This is a genomic window from Stenotrophomonas sp. GD03654 (genome assembly GCF_029845105.1).
Classification (GTDB): Bacteria; Pseudomonadota; Gammaproteobacteria; order Xanthomonadales; family Xanthomonadaceae; genus Stenotrophomonas; species Stenotrophomonas africana.
Genome location: NZ_JAOCLC010000026.1, coordinates 1 through 22,139, shown reverse-complemented (window position 1 = coordinate 22,139; position 22,139 = coordinate 1). Strand labels below are relative to the sequence as shown.

The window sequence follows — 22,139 nt, the reverse complement described above, 5'->3', positions numbered from 1 at the left end:
GTGGGCAGGCAAGCACGCTCGGACAGGGCTGCCGGTGGCGTCCAATAAGCAGGGGGCATCACCTCATGCAGGGGCGCCTTCGTCGCCTTGAGCGCGACCGGACGGCGGGCTAGGGTGCAGGTCTGCCGCCCTGGAACCCGCCATGACCTCGCTCGATGCCGACACCCCGCGCAAGCGCGCGGCCTTCCGCCAGCTGCATGCGCAGGGTTGCTTCGTGTTGCCCAATCCGTGGGATGTGGGCAGTGCCCGCTACCTGCAGCGGCAGGGCTTCCAGGCCCTGGCCACGACCAGTGCCGGCTGTGCCTGGAGCGAAGGGCGGCCGGATGGCGCGGTTTCGTTGCCGGCCACGCTGGAGCATCTGCGCCTGATGGCGGCGGCGACCCCGTTACCGATGAATGCCGACTTCGGTGATGGCTTCGGCGCTACGCCGCAGGCGGTGGAGGAGGCGGTGGCCGCGGCGCTCGACACGGGCATCGCGGCGTTGTCGATCGAGGACGCCAGCGGCGTGGCCGATGCACCGCTGAGACCCATCGACCAGGCGGTCGAGCGCCTGCGCGCTGCCCGTGCAGCCATCGATCGCGCGGGCGGCGACGTGCTGCTGGTCGGGCGTGCCGAGAACTTCTTCGTCGGCGTGCCGGATCTGCAGGACACGCTGCAGCGCCTGCGCGCCTATGCCGAGGCCGGTGCAGACGTGCTGTATGCACCGGGCATCACCACGCGCGAGCAGATCAGCGCGGTGGTTGCCGCCGCGGGGTCGAAGCCGGTGAACCTGCTGGTCGGTGGACCGACGCCGCTGCGCCTGCAGGACATTGCTGCACTCGGCGTTCGCCGGGTCAGCCTGGGCGGCGCACTGGCCCGTGCCGCGTGGGGTGGGCTGATGCAGGCGACCCAGCCGATCATGCAGGACGGATGCTTCGATGGCCTGCAGCAGGCGGCCTCCGGGGCTGCCTTGAACGCGCTGTTCCACTAGCTCCACACCCTGCAAGGCGGGAGCGGCCGGCGACTACAGCGCCTCGATCTCCCGCTTGGGCAAGGTCACGCCGGGTTCCAGCGCTGGCAGCAGTTGGCGAAGCAGGTGTGGATTGCCCTGCAGCCCGGTGCCATCCAGATACGTCCAGCCGGAACCGCCAACGCGGCGCACGGCCACCATGAACGTGGTGCTGCGCATCGGGGTTTCACGCACCCGTATCAGGGATTGGCGTGGCACGAAGCAGACTTCTTCCTCCCCGGCAGCATAGGTCCGGGTCGGCACACCTACATCTTCGCTGATGACCACTACGCCGGCGCTGTGCTGCTTCTTCAACGCATCACGGGTGATTGCCTGGAAGGCGTCATCGCCGCCGGCCAGCCGCTTGAGGCTGGGATGGGTGCGCTTGATGAGGAAGTCCGCATCGCCGCGGGCGTACGCAGCCATCATGGCGCGCACATCTTCGCGCAGCGACTTCGCATCACTGGGACTGAGTTCACCTGCGAAGGCGGATGGCAGCAACAGCGACAGCAGCATCAGTATCGTCAGGGGCAGGCGTCGATGCATGTTCGGGTGTCTCACAGGGCACCGCCGCACTATACGGTGGATGCGAAAACAGCGTCCCACCGATGGCGCTGGTTTCCCCGGAACCTCTACTTACTATTGGTAGGTAGTGATTCCCGGAGACCCCCCATGCACAGCCTCATTGTCATCGCCCACCCTGAACCCGACTCGCTGACCCATGCGATGGCACATCGCATCGGCGATGCCATCACTGCGGCCGACGCCCGCAACACCGTGGCCTACGCCGACCTGATGGCCGAAGGCTTTGATCCGCGCTTCAATGCTCAGGACCAGGCCTTGTTCCGCAGCACTGGCGCGGTACCGGCCGACATCGCTGCCGAGCACGCACGGCTGGAGGCCACCGATACGCTGGTACTGGTGTTTCCGTTGTACTGGTGGTCGTTCCCGGCACTGCTGAAGGGCTGGATCGACCGCGTCTTCACCAACGAATGGGCGTACGCACAGGATGCACAGGGCAAGCTGGTGAAGAAGCTGCAGCGCCTGAACGTGCATCTGGTGGGGCTGGGCGGCGCCGATGCAGCGATGGTCGAGCGACGCGGCTACGATGCGGCGATGAAGACGCAGATCGACATGGGCATCTTCGACTACTGTGGCGCACGCGTGCTGACGTCAGACCTGCTGCTGGATGCCGATACCGGTGCGGCCGAAACGCATCTGCAGACCGCGCTGGCAATCGGCCGTAAAATAGGCACTCCGATGCGCTGATCGCCGTGTACCGCCGATGCCCGCCAACGCCGTTCCCACGCGCCGCCGATTGACCCGCGAGCAACGCGCTCGCCAGTTGCTGGACGTGGCCTGGACGCTGGTTGGCGAAGAGGGTACCGACGCGCTGACGCTGGGACGGCTGGCCGAGGCGGCCGGTGTGACCAAGCCGGTGGCCTACGATCACTTCGTAACCCGCAACGGCCTGCTGGCTGCGCTCTACGATGACTATGACGGGCGGCAGACGGTGGTCTTCCACGAGCGTATCGGCCGCGCCCGGGCGCAGCTGGCTGATCGCGCGGCGGCCATCGCCTCCGGCTACATCGACTGCATCCTCAGCCAGGGCAGTGAAGTGCAGGGCATCCTCGCCGCATTGGTGGGCGCGCCGGAACTGCACGAGGTGCGGCGGCGTTACCAGCAGGACTTCATCGACAACTGCCAGGTCTGGCTGGGCCCGTTCGCTGCCGACGGCACGGTGTCGCTGGCGGGACGCTGGGCGATTCTCGGTGCGGCTGAAACCCTTTCAGAGGGCGTGGCTGCGGGCGCGCTGGACAAGACCGGCGCCGAGGCCGAGCTGCAGCGGCTGATCGTGGCGACGGTCAAGCGTCGCTGAGCCGCTCAGGCGTCGGCGGTGCTGTCGGCCAGCGTGGCGAATCCTGCCGCCAGCTGTTCGCGCACCAGCGCATCGCGTGCGTCGCGGCTGTCGGCGCCCAGCACCACCGTGATCAGCCGAACCGGATGCGCGCGTCCCTGCACTGCCCGGCATGCGGTGGCGGCCAGGCAGAAGCCTGCGGCCTGGGTGTAGCCGGTCTTCAAGCCATCCACGCCGTCATCGTCCAGCAGGCCGTTCTGGTTGTTGCGGCTGAAGCTGCCGTGCGCGAACGCGCGCTGCGCGGTGATTGCCAGTATCTGCGGATGGTCATTCATCAGGCAGGCGGCCAGCACCGCCATGTCGTGTGCACTGGACGCATGATGCGGCGTGGTGATGCCGGACACGCTGGCGAACCACGTGCTGCGCAGGCCAAGCAGGCGTGCGTGCTGGTTCATGCGTTCCAGGAATGCCGTCTGTGATCCGTCCAGATGGCGCGCGATGGCCAGCGCCGCGTCATTGCCGGAGACGATCATCAACCCTTCCAGCAGGCGCGCGAGCGTGACCGTTTCGCCGGGCACCAGGCCCATGCGCGTTTCATCATCGGCGACCGCGTGCACGTCGTCGGCGGCGATGGTGACGTCGTCGTCCCACGAGCGCCCGCACTCCTCGACACATTCGTAAGCCGCGTAGGCGGTCATCAGCTTGGTCAGCGAGGCCGGTTGCCTGGCGATGTCCGCGTTGTGCTGGTGAATCACCGCGAAGGTTGCCGCATCGAGGGTGATGGACGACAGCGGCGCACGCGCAGGGGCAGGAGACGGCATGAACGCGTCGACGAAGGAGGGCCTGCAGGATAGCCCGTGGCAGCTGCATGAAGTTGCAATATTGAAACGATATAACGTACCAGTATTGAGGGCCGCCGCTGGCCCGATTGGATCTGCGATGACTGCACGCACGCCACGCCGCTGGTTTCATTCCTCTTTGCTGCTTGCGTTGGCGGCTCTGGGCGGCTGTCAGACGAGCCCCCGCGCCGAGGCCGTTGCTTCTGGCCAAGCGCGCCCGCACAACGTGATCGTGATGATCAACGACGGCGCTGGCTGGGGCACCTGGGATGCGGCGGCCTACTGGCAGTACGGCAGCCGCGAAGGCGCGCCGTATGCGGATTTCCCGCAGCGCCTGGCGGTCACCACGTTCCCGTTGAACAGCAGCAGCCAGCCGACCGGCGACAACGCGCAGACCCTCGGCTACGACGCGGGCAAGGCCTGGGATACCGGGCCGGTGCCGGCGCAGGACCTGCCGTTCGCCGGCTACCAGTACCTGGCAGCGGTGGCGACCGACAGCGCCGCAGCGGGCACGGCGTTGTCCTCGGGCATCAAGACCTACAACAACGCCATCAACTTCAACAACGATGGCCAGCCGGTCGAGTTCAACACGCTGCGCGCCAAGCGCCTGGGCATGGCGACCGGTGTGGTGACTTCGGTACCGTTCGCGCACGCCACGCCCGCCGCATTCGCGGCGCAGAACGAGTCGCGCAACAACTATCACGCCATTGCGCACCAGATGCTGGCGCAGGGCCACCTGGACCTGGTGATGGGCACCGGCGGTCCTGGCTACAGCGTTGATGGTCGCGCCTGTGACGAGGGTGCCGGCGCGGCGAAGGCCGAAGGCTGTGCGAACCCGTGGGAATGGGTTTCGCAACAGGATTGGCAGCAGCTGGAAGCGGGCAGCACCATTGCCGGCAACCCGTCGGGACCGTGGCGCCTGATCCGCAGCAAGGAGGATTTCGCCGCACTGGCGCAGGGACGGCTGCCGGCCGACCGGCCGCTGATCGGCGTGCCGCGCGTGGCCAACACGCTGCAGCAGGCGCGTCAGCTGCAGGTGCTGGGCAGGGATGCGGCCATGCCTTCAGGTGTGAGGAAGATCGACAGCGTGCCGGATCTCGCGACCATGACCCGCGGTGCGCTGCGGTTCCTGCTGCAGCGTTCGTCCAACGGCCTGTTCCTGATGGTGGAGGGCGGTGCCACCGACTGGGCCGCGCATACCAGCGCCTGTGGCACCGAATGGCACTACGGCCAGTGCGGCGACCAACCGCAGTACGGCCGGCTGATCGAGGAAACCGTGGAGTTCAACGACGCGGTGGCGGCGGTGGTTGAATGGATCGAGCGCAACGGTGGCTGGGAGCACAACCTGCTGATCGTCACCACCGACCACGACAACAGCATGCCGATGGGCCCGGAAGCACAGAACGTTGCCTTCGCGCCGGTACGCAACAACGGCCGTGGACGCATGCCGGGGATGAGCTTCCGTCCCACTGGCAACCATTCCAATGCACTGGTGCCGTTGTGGGCCAAGGGCGCCGGGGCGGAATTGCTGGGCCAGCGCGTGCGGGGCGTCGATGCCGGCTACCGTCAGCACGTGCGCTGGAACGACGGCAGCTACATCGACAACACCGACGTGGCTGCGGCAGTGCAGGAGGCGCTGCAGCGCCCACGGTAACGGCCGGTTGCACCCGGGCTGTTGTCGGGGCAGCCTGCGCACATGCAGTCAGATATCCGCATCGACGGTCGTGTCTTTGCCTACTTCTTCCCCTGTGCGTGGGAAGACTACGCCAAGATCGGCTTTTCACGTGACCCGCTCGGACGCATCAGCGCATTGCACCGGCGTTGGTTCGAGTTCTTCGATCTTGGCGCCGGTGCGCTGGTGGAAGCGGAAAGCGAACGCGATGCGCGGGATCTGGAACTGCAGCTGCGTTCGCCGTTCAAGGCGCACCGCGCGCCGGCGCCGATGACGGTCCAGGACAAGGCTGGCGGTCGCACCGAATGGGTACGCGGTGCCAACCAGGCCCTGTCGCTTGCGGTTGCCGCGTTGGGCGAGCAAGGTTATCGCTGCTATCCACTGAAGGCGTGGCTGCGGGCCGCCCTGCGCCTGCGCATGGACCGGCTGCACGACTGGGCTGCGGTGCAGCTTCCGGAAGAGGAAGGCCTGCGGATGCCCGGTGGCCCCGGCGAGGGCGTGCTGCGTGACACTCTCGATGGTTGCAGGGCGCTGGATATCGATCCAATGCCGTGGCTGCCTGCACACGTCCAGCGCTGGTACGCAGGTTGAGCCGCGTTCAACGGGGGCACGGCGGTTGAGCCGGCGCGGCCGGCTGTGGCGCGCATTGCGGGGCAGGGGTTGACGCGCTGGCCAGCTGGCGTGCCAGCTCGGCGCTGGCCACATGGCCGTGCAGGAACAACAAGCCGCTGAAGATGTTCATGAGCGTGCTTCCACTTGAGTGGATTGCACGATACGGGCAGCATGGACGAGCAAAAAGCGACATTTCCGCAAGCATGCCTTGAGACGAATTCAAGCCTGATGTCCCGCCCTCCGCTCCATGCCCTGCAAGGCTTCGTGGCCGCCGCCCGGCTCGGCAACCTGTCGCGTGCGGCGGCGTCGATGAACCTGACCGTCAGCGCGCTCAGCCACCAGATGCGGCAGCTGGAAGAGCGGCTCGGGCAGCCGCTGCTGATCCGCCAGCCACGTGGTGTCACCCTCACCCTTGAGGGGCAGCGCCTGCTCGATCAGGTGGGTCCGCATCTGGATGCGATCCACGAAGCCTTCCAGCCCTACGCGGCACGTGCCGAGCACGTGCTGACGATCAGCGCGGTGCCGTCGATGGCGTCGGCCTGGCTGGTGCCGCGCCTGGGTCAGTTCGTGGCTGAGCACCCACAGATCGAGATCAACCTGCAGTCGAGTGAACGCCTGATTGATTTCGAGCGGCAGCGCCAGTTCGACGCGGCGCTGCGGCTGGGCAGCGGGCAATGGCCGGGCCTGGTGGTGGAACCGCTGTTCGATGAGTGGTTGGTGCCGATGGCGAGCCCGGCGTTGATCGAACGCATGGGAGGCGTTGACCGTGTGCCGTTGACCCAGTGGCCGCTGCTGGGCGATCCCGACGGGGCGTGGGGCGCCTGGTTCGCGTTGAGCGGGCAGAGGCCGCCGTCGCGCTTCGTGGCGGTGCTGGATGATTCGGAGGCGCACCATCGGGCCGCTCTGGATGGCGTGGGCGTGGCTCTTGGCCGGGTGACCCGGGCACGCCTGCTGCTCGATTCAGGCCAGCTGGTGGCACTGTCCAGCCAGCGCCTGAAGACGGCGTGGCCGCATTGGCTGGTGTACCCGCAGCGCTCGGCCAGCCATCGCGGCTTCCTCGCGTTCCGCGACTGGCTGCATGCGCAGGCCGCCGAGCACGTACGGCACATGGCAGACGCGCATTTGTAGAGTCGAGCCATGCTCGACTGACTTTTCGCAGGAGCAGTCGAGCATGGCTCGACTCCACAGTCACCGGACCAGCGTAACCGCCTGCCCGGCACGCGCGAACGCTTCCTCCAGCAACGGGCCTGCCTTGATCGCCTCCACTGCCTCGAACAAGGCCTGCAGCGCGTCGGCCGGGCGTGAGGCCGGTGCCGCCACTGCCTGCTGGATCGCGGTGAAACGGTCGGCCAGCACGCGATGGCCGGAATGCGTCTGCGCCCATGCGTCCAGCGGCTGGCGTACACCGGCTGCGGCATCCAGACGTTGCTGATCGAACAGGGTGATGGCCGCAGCAGAGGTCTCCGCCCGCTCGATCGTGGCGTGGCGCAGTTCACGGCTCAGGAACAGGTCATAGGCCGCGCCACGCCCCACCGCGATGCGCAGCCCCTCGCGGTCGAGGTCGGCCACCTGCTGCGCAGGGCTGTCCTCGCGAACCAGATAGGTGCCTTCAATCTCCACGTACGGGGCACTGAAGGCAATGCGGTCGGTACGTGCCGGATCGATGGCCAGGAAGGCCAGATCCCAGCTGTCTTCGCCCGCTGCGGCGACCACCGAGGCTGCGGCATCGTGGCAGGTGAAGCGTGCCTGCACCCCCATCCGCTGCGCCAATGCGGTAGCCAGTTCCAGCGAAGGGCCGCGCGGTGAGCGCGCATCGCCCTGTGCCAGCACCGGGTTGCCCAGGTTGATCGCCACGCGCAGGAAACCGTGCGGTGCCAGCGTATTTCGATGGTCGGCCAGGGACATGCAGGACTCCACGGGGCGGGGGAGACCCAGCATGCCAACAACGGTGTCCGTGTGGCGTGGAATCAGCCGCGCGCGGCGAAGGTGCCGTGGAAGCCCAGTGGCACCGCATACGGCAGCCAAGCCTGTGCCAGCGGACCGTCGTCCAGGTGGCGTGCATCCAGCACCGCCAGGCCGCTGCGCTTGTTCACCGGATCAAGCAGGGTACCGATCAACCAGCCATCATCGGCGTTGCGGCTGCCCGGACGCGGTACGAACACATGCTCCTCGGCCATGATGTCCGGCCCGTAGTTCCACAGCTGGCGGCGCCCGCGCTCGATGTCGAACGCGGCTACCGCGTTGAAGTACGGTGCGGTGGCCGGGCCGTCGATGGTCGGCGCGTACAGACGCGCCCCCCGGGTGTTGACCGAGCGCGGATCGAACAACGGGAACTCCACCGCACTGATGCCCAGTGGCTGCCAGCGCGCCTGTCCACGACGCAGGTCCAGATGCAGCTCGACCAGGCTGGCGCCACTGTTGGCCGCATGTGCGCCGTCACCGGCCATCGCTTCCTTCATCGGCGAGCGTGCCTCGTTGATGTCGTCATGGCGCACGGCGCGCAGCACGATGCCGCCATCGCGGGTGAACGCGTCACCGAAGTGGTAGATCGCCGCGAAAGGAGCCTCGAACCATTGCGCCTTGTCTGGCGCATCCTTGGCGACCACCGCGATACGCACAGGACGCTGCGGTGCAAACTGCATGCGCTCGAAGAAGCTGCCACCTGCGCCGGTGAAATCGAACGGCATCATCACGAACACCAGGTGCTGGTCGGTCATCGCGAACGCGTGCAGATAGCCGTGTTCGGGGGTTTCGATCACATTGGCGCTGCGCAGCTGGCCGTCCGCACCGATGTGCCAGACCAGCAGGCCATGTCCCCCCATCAGGCTGATCGAGCCGAAGTTCCAGAGGCTGCCATCGCGGTCGCGCAGCGGGTGCGCCGAGAACGGCAGCGCGGCCAGATCCGGGCGCCAGGTGACAGGGCCAAGCGTCTGCAGCGAATCGGGGTCCACCTCGAACGCCGAACCGGATTCGCACAGCGCGAACAGGCGGCCATTGATCATCGTCACCGAGGTGTTGGCCACGTTGGCATCATCGTTGTTGCGTACCGCCAGCGCGCCGGGAACGCTGGTGCCGGCAGCCGGATACTGGAAGCGGCCGGCCTTCTGTTCACGGGTGAATTTCGGCGTGGCGACCATGCGCCCGTGATGGGTCAGGCTGCCATCACCATTGAAACGCCAGCCATGCACCATGCCATCGCCGTCGAACCAGTGGTCGTAGCGGAAGCCATCGCGCTCGGTCCACGCCGGGCCGTTGCGGTACAGCGTGCCGGCCAGGCCTGGCGGCAGCGTTCCCTGCAACTGCACGGTGGCCGGGCCGAGGCATTCGCTGCCGACGCTGCGCCAGCCGAGCAGCCACGGGTGGTCCTGCATACCCTGCGCGAAACGCGCCGGGTCGCCGGCGAAGGCGGGAGCGCTGCGCAGCGCGGTGGCACCCAGGGCCAGGCAGGCACTGCTGCTGAGCAGGGTACGAAGGAAGCGGCGACGGTCCATGGTGGCCTCGGGTCTGGATGCGGGAATCAGCGCAGGGTGATGTCGATGGCGGCGCCAGCGGCCGGCACATTGACGCGTGCTTCGTCGAAGGTCGGCTTGCGCATCACCTGCGGGTTGTTGCTGAAGCCGTAGCCTTCCACCGGCATGCCGACCAGGTTGGTGTCGAGCTTGCCGTTGTCGTTCTCGTCGTGGGTGAGCAGTACGGCGTAGCTGCCGGCCGGTACGCCCTTGAACGTGAAGTGGGCGCTGTCGCCGCTGGGCGCCGCCTGCTGGGCCTGCACGGGCTTGGCCTTGCCGTCCCAGGCGGCGGCGCTGTCGACCAGCGCAACGCGCAGGGTGCCGGTCTGCGCGCGGACGTCGTGCACGGTCACGGCCAGGTCGGCGGCATGGGCACTGCCGGCCAGAGCCAGGGCAGTCAGGGCGGTGCTGAGCAGGGCGGTGCGGATCATGGCAGTGGCTCCGGAAGTGTGCGTGGCGGTGTGGAGCCAGTCTGCGCGGGGCGCTGCACCGGGTTCAGGGCCAGTGGTCATCGATTCGACGTGCCAGAAGTCACTTTCTGCGCGGGACCCATTGCCGCCGGCGCGCGCGCCGGTCAGCATCTGGCCATGCCCAGCCTGTTCCGCCATCTCTTGCGTCCTCTCAGGCTTGCCGGCCTGGTCACCGTGCTGGCGGTGGGCCTGTCGTTCGCTGTACAGCGCAACGGTGCCGGGCTGAGCCTGCTGCTGCTTGCCGTGTTCCTGCTGCTGTTCGTGGTTCACGGCTGGGCGTCGATGCCTTCCCGCGTGCGTGCCGTCGCTGCGGTGTTGCAGGCGCTGCTGGCGGTTGCGCTGGTTGCGCTGCAGCCGCGCACTGGAACCGCTCCGGTGCTGCTGGTGGTGTTGGTCGCTCAACTGGCCGAGCACTGGCCGCCGCGCTTCGTGCTGGGTGTTGCGCTGCTGGCCAACCTGGCGGTGTATGCCGTGCTGCGCCACAGCGGCTTCAGTCAGCCGCTGCTGGTGGTGCTGTTGTATGGCGGCTTCCAGGCGTTCGCCGCGCTGACCGCGCACTATGCGCGCAGCACGGCGCTGGCCCGTGATGACCTGGCCCGGGTCAACGCCGACCTGCTGGCCACCCGCGCGCTGCTGGCCGACAGCGCACGTGATGCCGAGCGCCTGCGCCTGGCCCGCGAACTGCACGATGTGGCTGGGCACAAGCTCACCGCGATGCGGCTCAACCTGCGCGCCCTGGCCGCTGACCCTGCGCTGGCCGGCCGCGAAGGGCTGGTCCTGGCGGAAAAGCTGTCTGGCGAACTGCTGGCCGATATCCGCCAGGTGGTGCAGTCGATGCGCGATGATCGCGGCCTCGATCTGGCTACGGCGTTGCACGCGCTGGCGGCGCCGTTCCCGCGACCGAGACTGCAGCTGCAGATAGGAGAGGGCGTGCGCGTGGGGGATCCGCTGATCGCCGAGACGGTGCTGCGGCTGGTGCAGGAAGCGCTGACCAATGCGGCACGGCACGGCAATGCAGAAACCGTATGGCTGACGATCAACGAAGAGGATTCACGGTTGCGTATCGATATCCGCGATGACGGTCAGCGCGCCGAGCGCATCCGCGAAGGCAATGGCATCGCCGGCATGCGCGAGCGCCTGGCTGCGGTGCGTGGCCGACTGGAATTCGCGCGCACCGCACAGGGCGGCATGCACCTGACCGCATGGTTGCCGGCATGAGTGGCGCCGCGATCCGCGTTGCCCTGGCTGATGACCAGGCACTGGTGCGTGCAGGCCTGCGTGCGCTCCTGCAGGGCTTGGGGGTAGACGTAGTGCTGGAGGCCGAAGATGGCCAGATGCTGCTGGACGCGTTGACGGCCCAGCGGGTGGATGTGGTGCTCAGCGATATCCGCATGCCCGGGATGGACGGGATCGAGGCACTGCGCCAGCTGCGCGCGCGCGGCGATGCCACGCCCTGGCTGCTGCTGACCACCTTCGATGAAAGTGATCTGCTGCTGCGCGCCAGCGAGGCCGGTGCTCAGGGCTTCCTGCTCAAGGACGCTGCACCCGCAGACCTGCGCGAAGCAATCGAGCGCGTCGCCGCTGGTGAAACCCTGCTGCTGCCGGTCAGCACCGAGCCGGTGCGCGCCCGTTACCGCTTCCACGACGAAGCACCGCCCACCGATACTTTCGGCGAGCGCGAAGTGGCGATCCTGCGCCTGCTGGCCGGGGGTTACAGCAACAAGGAGATCGCGCGCAGCCTGTTCCTGGCCGAAGGCACGGTGAAGAACTACGTGTCCGCCATACTCGACAAGCTGGGCACCCGCGATCGCACCCGTGCAGTGCTGAAGGCGATTACCCTGCGCATCATCTGAGTGGACGGAGCAAGGAGTGCCAGTGAACCCGATCCTGCATGTAGAGATCCCGGCCAGTGACCTGGACCGGGCCATCACGTTCTACCAGCGATGGCTGCAGGTCGCGATGGACGAACCTATCCTGCTTCATGACTGCCGGATGGCCTACCTGCCGTTCTCCGATGAGGCCGCCGGTGCCAGCATTGCGCTGGTGCACGGCGCGGACTACCAGCCGTCCGAGCAGGGGGCGCGCATCTATATCGGCGTCGATGACCTGGATGCCAGCCTCGACCGTGCGCTTCAGGCCGGGGCCGAGCTGCGCTTCGGCCCGGCCGACGCGGGTGACTGGCGTGTGGCCGAGATCCGCGACAGTGAAGGCAACCGGATCGCAGTGCAGGCGCGCGCGATTCTGTAGAGCCGAGCCCATGCTCGGCTGCTGTTGGCCCAGCCGCTCCAGCTCAGCCGAGCATGGGCTCGGCTCTACAAGGGCGCGGCGCGCGAGCGCTGCAGCCAGTCATTGATGGCCGGGTCCAGCCGCGGGTCGTCCGGCAGCTGCATGCCGAAGCGCTGCTGCAGCACGTCGCGTACATCACCGACATCATGCAGCGGGCGCTTGTCCGGTGCATGCCCGGGGCGGTACTCGGTGTAGTTGCCGCTGCCGATGGTCCGGCGCCAGTTTGGCCCGGTCAGCGATGCACGCAGCTGACCAGGGAAACTGGAGTCGGGATGGGTGCATACGTACCAGTTGCCCACCACGTTGTCGATCGGGGCCGGCGCCTGCAGGTCGAACCGATACATCGCCCGCCAGCCCTCGTTGGACTCGGCCGACAGCACGAAATCACCCTCGTCGGGCAGGCGCTGCAGCAGGTAGCGCTCGTGCGGCGTGGCCTGTGGCTGCGGATCGTGCAGGCGCAGCGGCACGGTCGGGGTCAGGCTGCCGAAACCGGCATCCACCAGCCAGTCATCGCCATCCACCTGCACGCGTAGCAGCAGGTGGGTACGCGCGGTCAGTTCGCCGTCTTGGGCGGCCAGCAGTACGCGCGCGCTCAATGGCTGCGCGTCGAAGCCCAATGCCTGCAGCAGCGCCAGCAACCCGCCATTGAGTTCGAAGCAGTACCCGCCACGGCGGTCGTCAAGCAGCTTGCGTTGGACGCTGTCCAGATCGATCGGCACCGCATCGCGCAGCAGGCAGCTGAGGGTCTCGAAGGGCAGCAGTGCGTTGTGGCGCTGCTGCAGCAGGGTCAGGCCGGCCAGGGTCCGCGGTGGCGGCGCATCCAGCTGCAGGCGCTGCAGGTAGCGGGGGACATCGAGCGTCGTCATGGAGGCACCGGGCGGGGGAGGGGCGTCCACTGTGCTCCCCAAACCGGGGTTGAGGTCAAGCGCGGCGGCCGTGTCATGCCTCCGTCGCCTGCACCCGGTACAAAGGCCGCGTCCACCAGCGATGGGGGACGCAGACGAAGAAAGTTCTAAAGTTATCCTGAATCCGGCCGATACAGGTGCGTCTTTCCGCCTGGAGTCTGTCATGTCGGCCGTTGTCCCCCACCTCCGGTCCCTGCGCACGCGCCTTGCCGCGTTGCACTCGGCGTCCCCCGGCCTGCTGCGCTGGCTGCAGCCGCATCGGCTCAGCGTGGCCAACAAGCTCAAGGCGACCCTGTGGGTCTGTGGCCTGGGCCTGGTCGCGATCGCCGCTGTCTACGCCTGGACCGGCCATGCCAACGCACTGGCTGCGCGCAGCCAGGCCAGCTACCAGCGCGGCAGCGATCTGGCCGCCAGCCTGTCCACGCGGGTGGCCGAAGCGCGTCGCCTGCAGACCCAGTATGCACGCAGTTTCGATGATGCCGACCGCGCGCAGCTGCTGGCCACGCAGAAGGCACTGCAGGTCGATCTGCAGGCGCTGCGCGCGACGCCGATGGATGCTGGCCGGCGCAAGGCCCTGCAGGCGCTGACCGAAGCCGCCGACGCGTTCTCACAGGGTGTGGCCGCCCTGTTCGAACGTGTCGACGAGATGGGCCGTGGTGATGCCGGCCTCGCCGCGCAGCTGCAGCAGGCCGCCGATACCCTGCAGGTACAGGTGGATGCGCTGCAGCGGCCGTCGTTGGCGTTGTCACTGCAGAAGATGCGAAGGCAGGAGGCACTGCTGCTGCTCGACGGTGACTCCACTCACGCCGACCGCGCCAGCGAGGAAAAGCTGCCGTTCGACCTCGCGCTGGCGGGCCTTCCCGCAGATGCGCAGGACACCCTGCGCACCGGGATGGAGGCGTATCAGGCCGCATTGCTGGGGTATACCGCTGCCCGGGTCGGGCTGGATGTGGAAGCACAGTCGTTGCTGGATACTGCCGCGGGTGTAGCGCCGGCGTTGGCCGCATTCCAACAGGCGCAGGTGGCGGCGCTGGCCAAGGCGCAGGCGCGCCAGCAGGCCGGCGCGCGCACGATGAGCGTGCTGTTCGCATTGACCCTGCTGCTGGTGGCCGGCGTGCTGATCACCAGCCTGGTGCTGGTCCTGCGCGCGGTACGCCAGCCGATCCAGGACACCCTGCGCTTCGCCAGCGACATCGCCGACGATCGCCTGGACACCACCCTGCGCGTCTACAACGCCAATGATGAGATCGGCCAGCTTGCCCAGCGTCTGGTGGACATGCAGCAGCGCCTGCGCGCGCGCATCGAGACCGAGCGTGCCGTGGCGCGCGGCAACACCCGCGTGCGCCAGGCCCTGGACAGCGCGCAGACTGGCCTGATGGTGATCGATGCCGAAGGCCTGGTTGCGTATGCCAATCCAGCCCTGCTGCTGCAGCTGGAACTGCGGGCTGAAGACCTGGTGGGCAGCGATGCGGTGCGCCTGCATCCGGCCCTGGCCGCCCTGGCCGGTGTGCGACAGCGCGAAGAGCGCGAGATCGGCCATGGCGGTGTGCGCTATCAGCTGATCGCCAATCCCATCGTCGATGAAGGGCACTTTCTCGGCGTGGCAGTGGAGTGGCGCAGCCGCGCGCTGGAGACCCTGCTGGAAACCGAAGTGGCGGCGCTGGTCGACGCCGCCGCGCACGGTGACCTGCATGGCCGCATCGCGCTGGAGGGAAAACAGGGCTTCGTGCGCACACTGTCGACCAGCATCAACCGCTTGCTGGCCACCTTCGAGACCAACCTCGGCGATCTGCAGGCGCTTCTGGCTGCGCTGGCCCGCGGCGACCTCAGCGTGCGCATGGAAGGTGAGCTGCAGGGCGTGTTCGCACGCATGCGCGATGATGCCAACGCCACCGTCGCGCAACTGGGCCGCATCGTCACCCGCATCCAGCACGCCACGTCCAGCCTGGATGCCGGCGTTGGCGAGATCGTTGCCGGTCACCATGACCTGTCGCAGCGTACCGAACAGCAGGCGGCCAACCTGGAAGAGACGGCAGCGTCGATGCACGAGCTGACCGACACCGTTGGCCGCAATGCTGATGCCGCGGGCCGTGCCGACGTGCTGGTCAAGGGCGCGGCGGCAGTGGCCCAGCGCGGTGGCGAGGCCGTTGGCCAGGTGGTCGCGACCATGCAGGGCATCAGCGAGGCCTCGCGACGGATCGGCGACATCACCCAGCTGATCGATGGCATCGCTTTCCAGACCAACATCCTCGCGTTGAATGCTGCGGTGGAAGCCGCGCGCGCGGGTGAGCAGGGCCGCAGCTTCGCCGTGGTGGCCGCAGAAGTGCGCCTGCTGGCACAACGCAGCGCGGAGGCGGCCAAACAGATCAAGGGCCTGATCGAGGATTCGGTGGCGCGTGTGGGCCAGGGCAACCAGCAGGCCGAACAGGCCGGCACCACGATGGGCGAGATTGTCGGCAGCGTGCAGCAACTGGCGGATCTGCTGGCCGGTATCCGCAGCGCGTCGCAGGACCAGCATGCCGGCATCGCCCAGGTGAACCAGACCATCGTGCAGATGGAAGGCAGTACCCAGCGCAACGCCAGCCTGGTGGAAGAGGCGGGTGCTTCGACAGCGCAGATGCAGGCGCAGGTGCATGCGCTGGCGGAAGCGGTGGGCGCGTTCCGTCTGCAGTCGATACCACGAGCGCGCGCTGCGGCGGCTTAGCTTGCGGTTCCTTGTCGGCTGGCCGGGAATCAGCCGAGCGTAGGCTCGGCTCTACATCGGCTGCAGGAACACTGTAGAGCCGAGCCTATGCTCGGCTCACGCCAGCGTTCGGCGGCAGGAATCAATACACGTCGCGTCGGTAGCGCCCGTTCTCCAGCAGCGTTTCCACAACCTCATCGCCCAGCGCAGCGCGCAGCACCTGGTCCACGCCTTCGGCCATGCCCTGCAGCGAGCCGCAGACATGAATCACCGCGCCACGCTGCATCCATTCGCGCAGCGCATCGGCGGCTGCCTGCAGGCGATCCTGCACGTAACCACCTTCGCCATCGCGCGAGAACGCCAGGTCCACCCGCGCGAGATGGCCCTCGGCCTGCCATGCTTCGATCTCGTCGGCGAACAGGAAGTCGTGTGCACGCTGGCGTTCGCCGAACAGCAACCAGTGCCCGTGCTCACCTGCATGCGCGGCTTCGCGCAACAGGCTGCGCAGGCCCGCGATGCCGGTGCCATTGCCGATCAGCACCATCGGCGCACCGCCAATGCGATGGAAACCGGGGTTGCGGTGCACGCGGGCCACGATGCTGGCACCGACCGGGGCATGCAGCGACAGCCAGCCCGAGCCCAGCCCGGCGCGCCCGGAGGCGTCATGCACCAGGCGTACCACCAGCTCCACCACACCGTCATCCGTACAGGAGGCAATGGAGTACTCGCGGCCGGGCAGCAGCGCCAGCCCGGCCAGCCACAGGCAGGCGTCCTGCACCGCCAGCGCGGTATCCGCGTCGGGCAGCTCACGCTCACTGGCCAGCGCCAGCAGCGTACGTGGTGTGCCGTCCACAAGCAGTGGCTGCTGCGGATCCAGCCCATGCGCCTTCAACACCGCGCTGGCGTGCCGCGCGTTGTGGCGGGGGGCGATATGCAGGATGTCGCCCGCCTGCCACTGCACCTCGGCCGGCGCCGCAAGACGGATGCGCCAGATGGCGCCGCCCATGCTGCCCGGGTTGAGCCGATCGCGGCCGAGCAGCCGCCAGTCATGCATCTGCGTGGCCGCCGGCAGCACGCTGTCATCGGTAGTGATGCCGGTCAGCGCGCCCAGCTGCAGCTGCCATTGGCGCAGCGCCGCGACCGAGGCGGCATCGACTTCGATGCGGTCGAACAACGGGCGCGCGCCGTTGCCGAGCAGCCAGCCATCAACCTGGCGGCCGAAGCCGCAGTAGTGCGGGTACTGTCGATCACCCAGCGCCAGCAGTCCAAACTGCAGGCCTGACAGGTCGAGTGTCTGTGCGATCAGCCGTCGTGCAGCGCCTCGCGCCGCATCCGGTGGTTCGCCATCGCCGAAGGTGCTCAGTACCAACAGCGCCTGCGCGGTGCGCGCCAGCTGCGCCGCATCGACGCGGGCCAGTGGCAGCACCTGCACCGCATGACCGGACGCCTGCAGCTGTGCCGCTGCGCGCCATGCGAGTTGTTCGCCCAGTCCGCTCTGGCTGGCGTGCATCACCAGCCACGGCGTGCCATCGCCATCGACAGGCATCGCTGGCAGCGACTGACGCAGGCCACGCGCGGCGCGCTGGCTGCGACGGCGGTCCAGGTAGAGCATCCAGCCGGTGATGAAGAACAGGCTCATGCCCAGACTGCTGAGCATCACCACCACGCGCCCGGGCACGCCGAAGTAGCTGCCCGAGTGCAGCGCGAATACGCTGGTGGCCAGCTGCGCGCCCGCGCCCTGGCGCGCGTAGGGGCGGGCATCGAGCGTGGCACCCGTGCCCGGGTCGAGCTGCAGCAGATCATGCGCGCGGTCATGCTGGCCGCCGCGCTGCGACGGATCACCGGCCATCACGCGGACATTCAGTGCCTGCCCGGGCTTCTCCGGCAGGCGCAGGTCGATGTACCCGGTGCGCACGCCGGGCAATGCATACAGCGTGGCTTCGATGCGCTCCAGGTTCAGGGCGGCGTCGGTGGCGACCTTGTGCTTTGCGGCCTGTGCGACGCCCAGCAGGGTGTTGGCGGCACTGCGATACCAGTCGAACGACCACCAGAGGCCGGTCAGCGCACTCATCAGGTAGATCAGCAGCACCCAGGTGCCGATCACCGAGTGCAGGCTCCACAGGAAGCCTCGGCCGCTGCGTTTCCATTCCACCGCCAGCCAGCTGCGCCAGTGCCACCAGCGTCGCGGCCAGCGCAGGTACAGCCCGGACAGGGTGAAGAACAGCAGCGCGATGGCGCAGCTGCCGGTGATCCATTTGCCGCGCTCGCCGGCGGCGAGATGCCGATGCAGGTCCTCGACAAAGTCGAAGAACCGCTGTCCGCGCAGGGCACTGAAGCGCTCACCGCTGTACGGATCGAAGTACACCCAGTTTTCCTTGCCGCCGGCAAAGCGCGCAACCGAGGGCCGTTGCCCGGTGGCATCCACGCGCAGGCGCTGCAGCGGGCGTTCACTGCCGGCCTGCAGCAGCGGTACCAGTTCGCTGAGCGCAAGTGGAAGCTGGCCATCGGCATGGTGCTCGGCGATCTCGGCGAAGCCGGGATTGGCCGCCCGCAGCAGTTCATCCTCGAAGGACAGCACGGCGCCGCTGAGGCCCATCACGGCCAGTACGGCACCGGCGGTGATGCCCAGCAGCCAGTGCAGTTGGAACAGGACGTTCTTGAACATCGAAGGAGGAGGGCCCAGAAGGCTGCCGCCCGCATCCTGCGCAACAGCAAATGAGAATTAGTCGCGTAATTCTCCGTGGCGGACGGGCTACGGTCAAGGAGGGTTTTGTTGCAGGGCTTTGCAGCCCTGCACCCGCTACAAGCCGGAGCAACGTCAACGTCAAAAGCTGGCTTTCCGTGGGTTGGCGGGGTGGGTCCGGTTGAGGGGGACGCTGCAAGTCCCCCTCCGGGGCCCGGCCCAGCCGGTGGCGGCTGTGCCGGACCGCGGAGCGGGGTTTACGGCGTGTCCTGACCACCCACAGTGCCCCCGCCATCCCACGAAATGCCCGCTTTGGCTTTGGCTTTGGCTTTGGCTGTTGCCGTTGCATTGAGCAGGGTGCAGGGCTGCAAGCCCTGCAACAACACCCTCACTTCACCCAGCCGTCGATCTCGCCGTGGGCGAACGGCCCCAGCTTTGCCTTCACCAGCCGCCCCTGCGCATCGAACAGCACGCTGTAGGGCAGCAGGCCCTGTGTATTGCCCAGCTGCACGCTGGCATCGCGCGGCCCCGGGGTCTCGATCACGATCGGATAATCCACCGGGACCCGCTGCAGGAAACCGCGCACGTCTTCCGGCGTATCCAGCGCCAGGCCCAGCACCTGCACGCCTGAGGCGCCCTGCGCAGCGGCAAAGCGCGCCAGCTCGGGCATTTCTTCAACGCAGGGCGCGCACCAGCTGGCCCAGACATTGATCAACAGCGGGCGACCGGCAGCGTGCTGGCGCAGGTCCAGCGGCCGGCCTTCAAGATCGGGCAGCGACAACGCAGGCAGGCGGTCGCCAACCCGCAGGACCGGTACCGCAGCCGCGACAGCAGGCGCCGCTGGCACGGCCTCAGGCGCAGCCGGCGCCGGTGCCAATCGATGGCCGGCCCACAGGCCAAGGCCGGCGGCCAACACCGCTGTCCACAGCAGCGCTGGCCGTTGCCACTTCATCGCGCGGTGCGCAGCAGCGCTTCCTCGACCACCGCCTGGGTCAGCAGGGTCGGCAGCACCGTCGGCGGCGCGCCGGGGCCGTACACCACGTACAGCGGCACGCCGACGGCCTTGTGCTCTTCCAGGAACGTGGTGATCTGCGGATCGACGTTGGTGTAGTCACCGCGCATGTACACCGCGTTGGTGCGCTTTAGCAGTTCCTTGAACTCCGGCCGCGACAGCACGGCGCGCTCGTTGGCCTTGCAGCTCACGCACCAGTCCGCGGTCATGTTCACGAACACCACGCGCTTGTCAGCACGCAGGCGGTCCAGCAGTTGCGGCGAGTATTCGACCACGTTGTCAGTGGCCGCCTGCGCGGCGCGCGCCGGCGGTGCCAGCTGGGTCACACCCCAGGCCGGCACCAATGCGCCGATCGCCAGCAGCACGCCGAGCAGGGTCACTGCTCGCGAGCCGGTCCAGCGGTTGCGCTCGAACAGCCACAGGCCGAAGGCGAGCAGCAGCAGGCCGCCCAGCACCAGCGCCATGCCGTCCACGCCACGCTGCTTGCCCAGCACCCACAGCAGCCACAGCGCGGTGGCGTACATCGGGAAGGCCAGCACGTGCTTGAGCGTTTCCATCCACGGGCCGGGCTTGGGCAGGCGGCGCGCCAATGCCGGCACGAAGCCGATCAGCAGGAACGGCAGCGCCAGGCCCAGGCCGAGGAACAGGAACACGGTCATCGCCTTCAGCGGCGGGGCAATGAACGCGTAGGCAATTGCGCCGCCCATGAACGGTCCCACGCAGGCACTGCCGACCACGCAGGCCAGCGCACCGGTGAAGAAATCACCGGCCGGGCCACTGCGGCTGGCCAGCGACTGGCCCAGATTGCCGATGCCACCGCCCAGGGTGAACACGCCGGACAGGCTCAGGCCTACCGCGAACATGATGTAGGCCAGCGCCGCCACCACACCCGGGTGCTGCAGCTGGAAGCCGATGCCGACGGCGTTGCCGATCGCGCGCAGACCCACCATCAGCGCACCGATCACCGCGAATGCGACCAGCACGCCCAGCGTGTACCAGAGGGCATGGCTGCGTGCGCGCTGCGGGCTTTCGCCACTCTGCGCCAGGCTCAGAACCTTCAGCGACAGGATCGGCAGCACGCAGGGCATCAGGTTCAACACCAGGCCACCGGCCAGCGCCAGCAGCAGCACCCAGACGAACGAACGGTCCGGGTTCGGCGTACTCGCCGGCGGGCGCGTACGCAGGGCGTTGTCACCGCGTGCGTCCGGGGCGAATTCATTGCCTGCGTCTTCACCGCCGACGGTTGCCGGGGCCGCTGCATCATCGTTGGGCACGGTCGGCAGCAGACGCAGCGGAGCGCCGTTTGCGGCTTCGCGTGGTGCGCCGTTGGCGGCAGGCAGCGGGCTGATCACCTCGTTGCGCGGTGGCACCTGGTCGGCGCTGGCGTTGACCTTGCCGGCCGGAATGGACAGCTTTACCCGGCGGGTCATCGGCGGGTAGCAGATGCCATCGGTCTGGCAGCCCTGGAAAGTCACCACCAGGGTGCTGTCTACCGCATCGGTGACGGAGCGGCGCAGCGGCAGCGGCACTTCCACTTGATTGAAGTAGACCGAGACGTCGCCGAAGTGCTCGTCGCGATGCGACTGTGCGGCAGGCCAGCGCGGTTTGTCGGCCAGCACGCCGGTGCTGCCCTCCAGCTTCAGCGAGGTGCGGTCGCGATACAGGTAGTAGCCCGGCGCCGGGCTGAAGCGCAGCAGCAGGGTGTTGCCGTCACTGGCGATGGCGTCGAAGCCGAACGCTTGTTCCGAGGGCAGTGGCAGCGCCTGGCTGTTGCTGGCTGCACCTGGCAGGCGCAGGCCGCCGCTGTTGCCGGCACCGGCCAGCGGGTTGTTGAACGGGCTGGCGCCGGCGGGGCGCGCGGCAGGAGCGGTGGCCTGTGCCCCGGCACCCGGCAGCGTGACCTGCACCACGCGCTTCTGCGGCGGGTAGCAGACACCGGCATCGGCGCAGCCCTGGTAACGGACTTCCAGACTGATGGTGCCGGCGGCCTCGGTCGGCGTGCCGGGCAGGGTGGCCTGCAGGCGCTCGCGATAGGTTTCGACCTCGCCGAAGAAATCGTCGTGGTGCTTGTCGCCCCTGGGCATCTGCAGCGCGCCGGCATTGAAGGCCGGGTCGGCCTTGACGCTGGTGCGGTGGCGATACAGGTAATAGCCCGGTGCGATCTTGAACTGCAGTTGCACCTGGCCACGTTCGGGGGCGGTCGCGGTCAGCGCGAACGCCTGGTCCACCGGCAGCAGGTCCTTCTCATCCAGAGCGAAGGCGGGCAGCGAGAGCCACAACAGGGCGCACAAGGCGGCGCCACGCGCAATCAGAGTCTTCAAACAGTGTCCTCCCGGGTCTGTGCCCGGATCCAATCCAGATATGCCGGCAGGCCGGCCCGGGTTTCGACCGCGATGCACTCCGGGAGTTCATACGGATGCAGTTCGACGATCCGGGCAATCGCGTCATCAACGCGGCTCGCAGTGGTCTTCACCAGCAGCTGCAGTTCGCTGTCGGTAGTCACCTCGCCCTGCCAGCGATAGGTCGACTGCGCGCCATCGAGGCGCGTCACGCACGCGGCCAGGCGCTCGCCGACCAGCGCGTGCGTGATGCGCTCGGCACTGGCCCGGTCCGGGCAGGTGG

At 68.0% G+C, this 22,139-nt stretch carries 21 protein-coding genes; 10 read left to right on the top strand and 11 right to left on the bottom strand.

All coding sequences use genetic code 11. The features are described from left to right. Nucleotides 1–142: 142 nt before the first annotated feature. Nucleotides 143–970, top strand: a complete 828-nt coding sequence (locus N5J73_RS11455) for an isocitrate lyase/phosphoenolpyruvate mutase family protein (RefSeq protein WP_049446704.1) — start codon at nucleotides 143–145, stop codon at nucleotides 968–970. Between the two features lie 33 nt (nucleotides 971–1,003). On the opposite strand, the gene N5J73_RS11450 is transcribed toward N5J73_RS11455, so the two are convergent. After that, nucleotides 1,004–1,534: a hypothetical protein gene (locus tag N5J73_RS11450; RefSeq protein ID WP_049446702.1), complete on the bottom strand. Its 531-nt coding sequence runs from the start codon at nucleotides 1,532–1,534 to the stop codon at nucleotides 1,004–1,006. A 126-nt stretch (nucleotides 1,535–1,660) separates the two neighbouring features. Here N5J73_RS11450 and N5J73_RS11445 point away from each other — a divergent pair, with 126 nt between their 5' ends. After that, a complete protein-coding gene (locus tag N5J73_RS11445) occupies nucleotides 1,661–2,257 on the top strand; it encodes an NAD(P)H-dependent oxidoreductase (RefSeq protein ID WP_049446700.1) in 597 nt (198 codons plus the stop codon). 16 nt (nucleotides 2,258–2,273) lie between these two features. Further along, complete coding sequence (locus N5J73_RS11440) at nucleotides 2,274–2,867, top strand: TetR/AcrR family transcriptional regulator (RefSeq protein WP_049446699.1); 594 nt, start codon at nucleotides 2,274–2,276, stop codon at nucleotides 2,865–2,867. A gap of 5 nt (nucleotides 2,868–2,872) precedes the next feature. Here the strand turns inward: N5J73_RS11440 and N5J73_RS11435 are convergent, their stop codons facing one another. Then, nucleotides 2,873–3,667: a D-alanyl-D-alanine carboxypeptidase family protein gene (locus tag N5J73_RS11435; protein WP_049446697.1), complete on the bottom strand. Its 795-nt coding sequence runs from the start codon at nucleotides 3,665–3,667 to the stop codon at nucleotides 2,873–2,875. 118 nt (nucleotides 3,668–3,785) lie between these two features. Between N5J73_RS11435 and N5J73_RS11430 the strand changes: the two genes are divergently transcribed. Continuing rightward, nucleotides 3,786–5,339 carry an alkaline phosphatase gene (locus N5J73_RS11430; protein WP_049446695.1) on the top strand — a complete coding sequence of 518 codons (1,554 nt, stop codon included), beginning with the start codon at nucleotides 3,786–3,788 and terminating at the stop codon, nucleotides 5,337–5,339. Nucleotides 5,340–5,381: 42 nt separating this feature from the next. Further along, nucleotides 5,382–5,948, top strand: a complete 567-nt coding sequence (locus tag N5J73_RS11425) for a GIY-YIG nuclease family protein (protein ID WP_049446694.1) — start codon at nucleotides 5,382–5,384, stop codon at nucleotides 5,946–5,948. Nucleotides 5,949–5,955: 7 nt separating this feature from the next. On the opposite strand, the gene N5J73_RS11420 is transcribed toward N5J73_RS11425, so the two are convergent. Next, nucleotides 5,956–6,099 (bottom strand): hypothetical protein, encoded by a 144-nt coding sequence (locus N5J73_RS11420; protein WP_162838398.1) that lies wholly within the window; start codon nucleotides 6,097–6,099, stop codon nucleotides 5,956–5,958. A gap of 98 nt (nucleotides 6,100–6,197) precedes the next feature. Between N5J73_RS11420 and N5J73_RS11415 the strand changes: the two genes are divergently transcribed. Next, nucleotides 6,198–7,097, top strand: a complete 900-nt coding sequence (locus N5J73_RS11415; RefSeq protein ID WP_049446692.1) for a LysR substrate-binding domain-containing protein — start codon at nucleotides 6,198–6,200, stop codon at nucleotides 7,095–7,097. A 60-nt stretch (nucleotides 7,098–7,157) separates the two neighbouring features. On the opposite strand, the gene N5J73_RS11410 is transcribed toward N5J73_RS11415, so the two are convergent. The 3 genes from N5J73_RS11410 to N5J73_RS11400 form a co-directional block, all read right to left on the bottom strand. Continuing rightward, nucleotides 7,158–7,874: an ABC transporter substrate-binding protein gene (locus N5J73_RS11410; protein WP_049446691.1), complete on the bottom strand. Its 717-nt coding sequence runs from the start codon at nucleotides 7,872–7,874 to the stop codon at nucleotides 7,158–7,160. 62 nt (nucleotides 7,875–7,936) lie between these two features. Further along, nucleotides 7,937–9,460, bottom strand: a complete 1,524-nt coding sequence (locus N5J73_RS11405) for a carotenoid oxygenase family protein (RefSeq protein WP_049446689.1) — start codon at nucleotides 9,458–9,460, stop codon at nucleotides 7,937–7,939. A 26-nt stretch (nucleotides 9,461–9,486) separates the two neighbouring features. Next, nucleotides 9,487–9,909: a DUF2141 domain-containing protein gene (locus tag N5J73_RS11400; RefSeq protein ID WP_049446759.1), complete on the bottom strand. Its 423-nt coding sequence runs from the start codon at nucleotides 9,907–9,909 to the stop codon at nucleotides 9,487–9,489. A 156-nt stretch (nucleotides 9,910–10,065) separates the two neighbouring features. Between N5J73_RS11400 and N5J73_RS11395 the strand changes: the two genes are divergently transcribed. Genes N5J73_RS11395 through N5J73_RS11385 form a run of 3 tightly spaced genes read left to right on the top strand, consistent with a single transcriptional unit; the run spans nucleotide 10,066 to nucleotide 12,195 of the window. Beyond that, nucleotides 10,066–11,166, top strand: a complete 1,101-nt coding sequence (locus N5J73_RS11395; RefSeq protein WP_049446687.1) for a histidine kinase — start codon at nucleotides 10,066–10,068, stop codon at nucleotides 11,164–11,166. After that, nucleotides 11,163–11,801: a response regulator transcription factor gene (locus tag N5J73_RS11390; protein WP_088479103.1), complete on the top strand. Its 639-nt coding sequence runs from the start codon at nucleotides 11,163–11,165 to the stop codon at nucleotides 11,799–11,801. Before N5J73_RS11395 ends, N5J73_RS11390 begins: the two co-directional genes overlap by 4 nt. A 22-nt stretch (nucleotides 11,802–11,823) precedes the next feature. After that, nucleotides 11,824–12,195 carry a VOC family protein gene (locus N5J73_RS11385; protein WP_049446683.1) on the top strand — a complete coding sequence of 124 codons (372 nt, stop codon included), beginning with the start codon at nucleotides 11,824–11,826 and terminating at the stop codon, nucleotides 12,193–12,195. Between the two features lie 65 nt (nucleotides 12,196–12,260). Here N5J73_RS11385 and N5J73_RS11380 read toward each other — a convergent pair whose 3' ends face one another. Further along, nucleotides 12,261–13,100 carry an arylamine N-acetyltransferase gene (locus N5J73_RS11380; protein ID WP_049446682.1) on the bottom strand — a complete coding sequence of 280 codons (840 nt, stop codon included), beginning with the start codon at nucleotides 13,098–13,100 and terminating at the stop codon, nucleotides 12,261–12,263. 202 nt (nucleotides 13,101–13,302) lie between these two features. Between N5J73_RS11380 and N5J73_RS11375 the strand changes: the two genes are divergently transcribed. After that, nucleotides 13,303–15,843 carry a methyl-accepting chemotaxis protein gene (locus tag N5J73_RS11375; RefSeq protein ID WP_049446680.1) on the top strand — a complete coding sequence of 847 codons (2,541 nt, stop codon included), beginning with the start codon at nucleotides 13,303–13,305 and terminating at the stop codon, nucleotides 15,841–15,843. Nucleotides 15,844–15,964: 121 nt separating this feature from the next. On the opposite strand, the gene N5J73_RS11370 is transcribed toward N5J73_RS11375, so the two are convergent. From N5J73_RS11370 to cutA, 4 genes are all read right to left on the bottom strand, one after another. Beyond that, nucleotides 15,965–18,487, bottom strand: a complete 2,523-nt coding sequence (locus tag N5J73_RS11370) for a sulfite reductase flavoprotein subunit alpha (RefSeq protein WP_049446679.1) — start codon at nucleotides 18,485–18,487, stop codon at nucleotides 15,965–15,967. Nucleotides 18,488–18,893: 406 nt separating this feature from the next. Beyond that, nucleotides 18,894–19,457 (bottom strand): TlpA disulfide reductase family protein, encoded by a 564-nt coding sequence (locus N5J73_RS11365; RefSeq protein ID WP_049446677.1) that lies wholly within the window; start codon nucleotides 19,455–19,457, stop codon nucleotides 18,894–18,896. Further along, nucleotides 19,454–21,838, bottom strand: coding sequence for a protein-disulfide reductase DsbD (locus N5J73_RS11360; RefSeq protein WP_049446676.1), 2,385 nt, complete (start codon nucleotides 21,836–21,838; stop codon nucleotides 19,454–19,456). The genes N5J73_RS11365 and N5J73_RS11360 overlap by 4 nt, the downstream gene beginning before the upstream one ends. Next, the coding region (gene cutA, locus N5J73_RS11355) for a divalent-cation tolerance protein CutA (RefSeq protein ID WP_279940958.1) at nucleotides 21,835–22,139 on the bottom strand (305 nt) is incomplete at its 5' end. The genes N5J73_RS11360 and cutA, both read right to left, overlap by 4 nt.

Coding starts and splice junctions, on each gene's coding strand:
- N5J73_RS11455 (WP_049446704.1), top strand. CDS start 143: ATGACCTCGCTCGATGCCGACACCCCGCGCAAGCGCGCGGCCTTCCGC.
- N5J73_RS11450 (WP_049446702.1), bottom strand. CDS start 1,534: ATGCATCGACGCCTGCCCCTGACGATACTGATGCTGCTGTCGCTGTTG.
- N5J73_RS11445 (WP_049446700.1), top strand. CDS start 1,661: ATGCACAGCCTCATTGTCATCGCCCACCCTGAACCCGACTCGCTGACC.
- N5J73_RS11440 (WP_049446699.1), top strand. CDS start 2,274: ATGCCCGCCAACGCCGTTCCCACGCGCCGCCGATTGACCCGCGAGCAA.
- N5J73_RS11435 (WP_049446697.1), bottom strand. CDS start 3,667: ATGCCGTCTCCTGCCCCTGCGCGTGCGCCGCTGTCGTCCATCACCCTC.
- N5J73_RS11430 (WP_049446695.1), top strand. CDS start 3,786: ATGACTGCACGCACGCCACGCCGCTGGTTTCATTCCTCTTTGCTGCTT.
- N5J73_RS11425 (WP_049446694.1), top strand. CDS start 5,382: ATGCAGTCAGATATCCGCATCGACGGTCGTGTCTTTGCCTACTTCTTC.
- N5J73_RS11420 (WP_162838398.1), bottom strand. CDS start 6,099: ATGAACATCTTCAGCGGCTTGTTGTTCCTGCACGGCCATGTGGCCAGC.
- N5J73_RS11415 (WP_049446692.1), top strand. CDS start 6,198: ATGTCCCGCCCTCCGCTCCATGCCCTGCAAGGCTTCGTGGCCGCCGCC.
- N5J73_RS11410 (WP_049446691.1), bottom strand. CDS start 7,874: ATGTCCCTGGCCGACCATCGAAATACGCTGGCACCGCACGGTTTCCTG.
- N5J73_RS11405 (WP_049446689.1), bottom strand. CDS start 9,460: ATGGACCGTCGCCGCTTCCTTCGTACCCTGCTCAGCAGCAGTGCCTGC.
- N5J73_RS11400 (WP_049446759.1), bottom strand. CDS start 9,909: ATGATCCGCACCGCCCTGCTCAGCACCGCCCTGACTGCCCTGGCTCTG.
- N5J73_RS11395 (WP_049446687.1), top strand. CDS start 10,066: ATGCCCAGCCTGTTCCGCCATCTCTTGCGTCCTCTCAGGCTTGCCGGC.
- N5J73_RS11390 (WP_088479103.1), top strand. CDS start 11,163: ATGAGTGGCGCCGCGATCCGCGTTGCCCTGGCTGATGACCAGGCACTG.
- N5J73_RS11380 (WP_049446682.1), bottom strand. CDS start 13,100: ATGACGACGCTCGATGTCCCCCGCTACCTGCAGCGCCTGCAGCTGGAT.
- N5J73_RS11375 (WP_049446680.1), top strand. CDS start 13,303: ATGTCGGCCGTTGTCCCCCACCTCCGGTCCCTGCGCACGCGCCTTGCC.
- N5J73_RS11370 (WP_049446679.1), bottom strand. CDS start 18,487: ATGTTCAAGAACGTCCTGTTCCAACTGCACTGGCTGCTGGGCATCACC.
- N5J73_RS11365 (WP_049446677.1), bottom strand. CDS start 19,457: ATGAAGTGGCAACGGCCAGCGCTGCTGTGGACAGCGGTGTTGGCCGCC.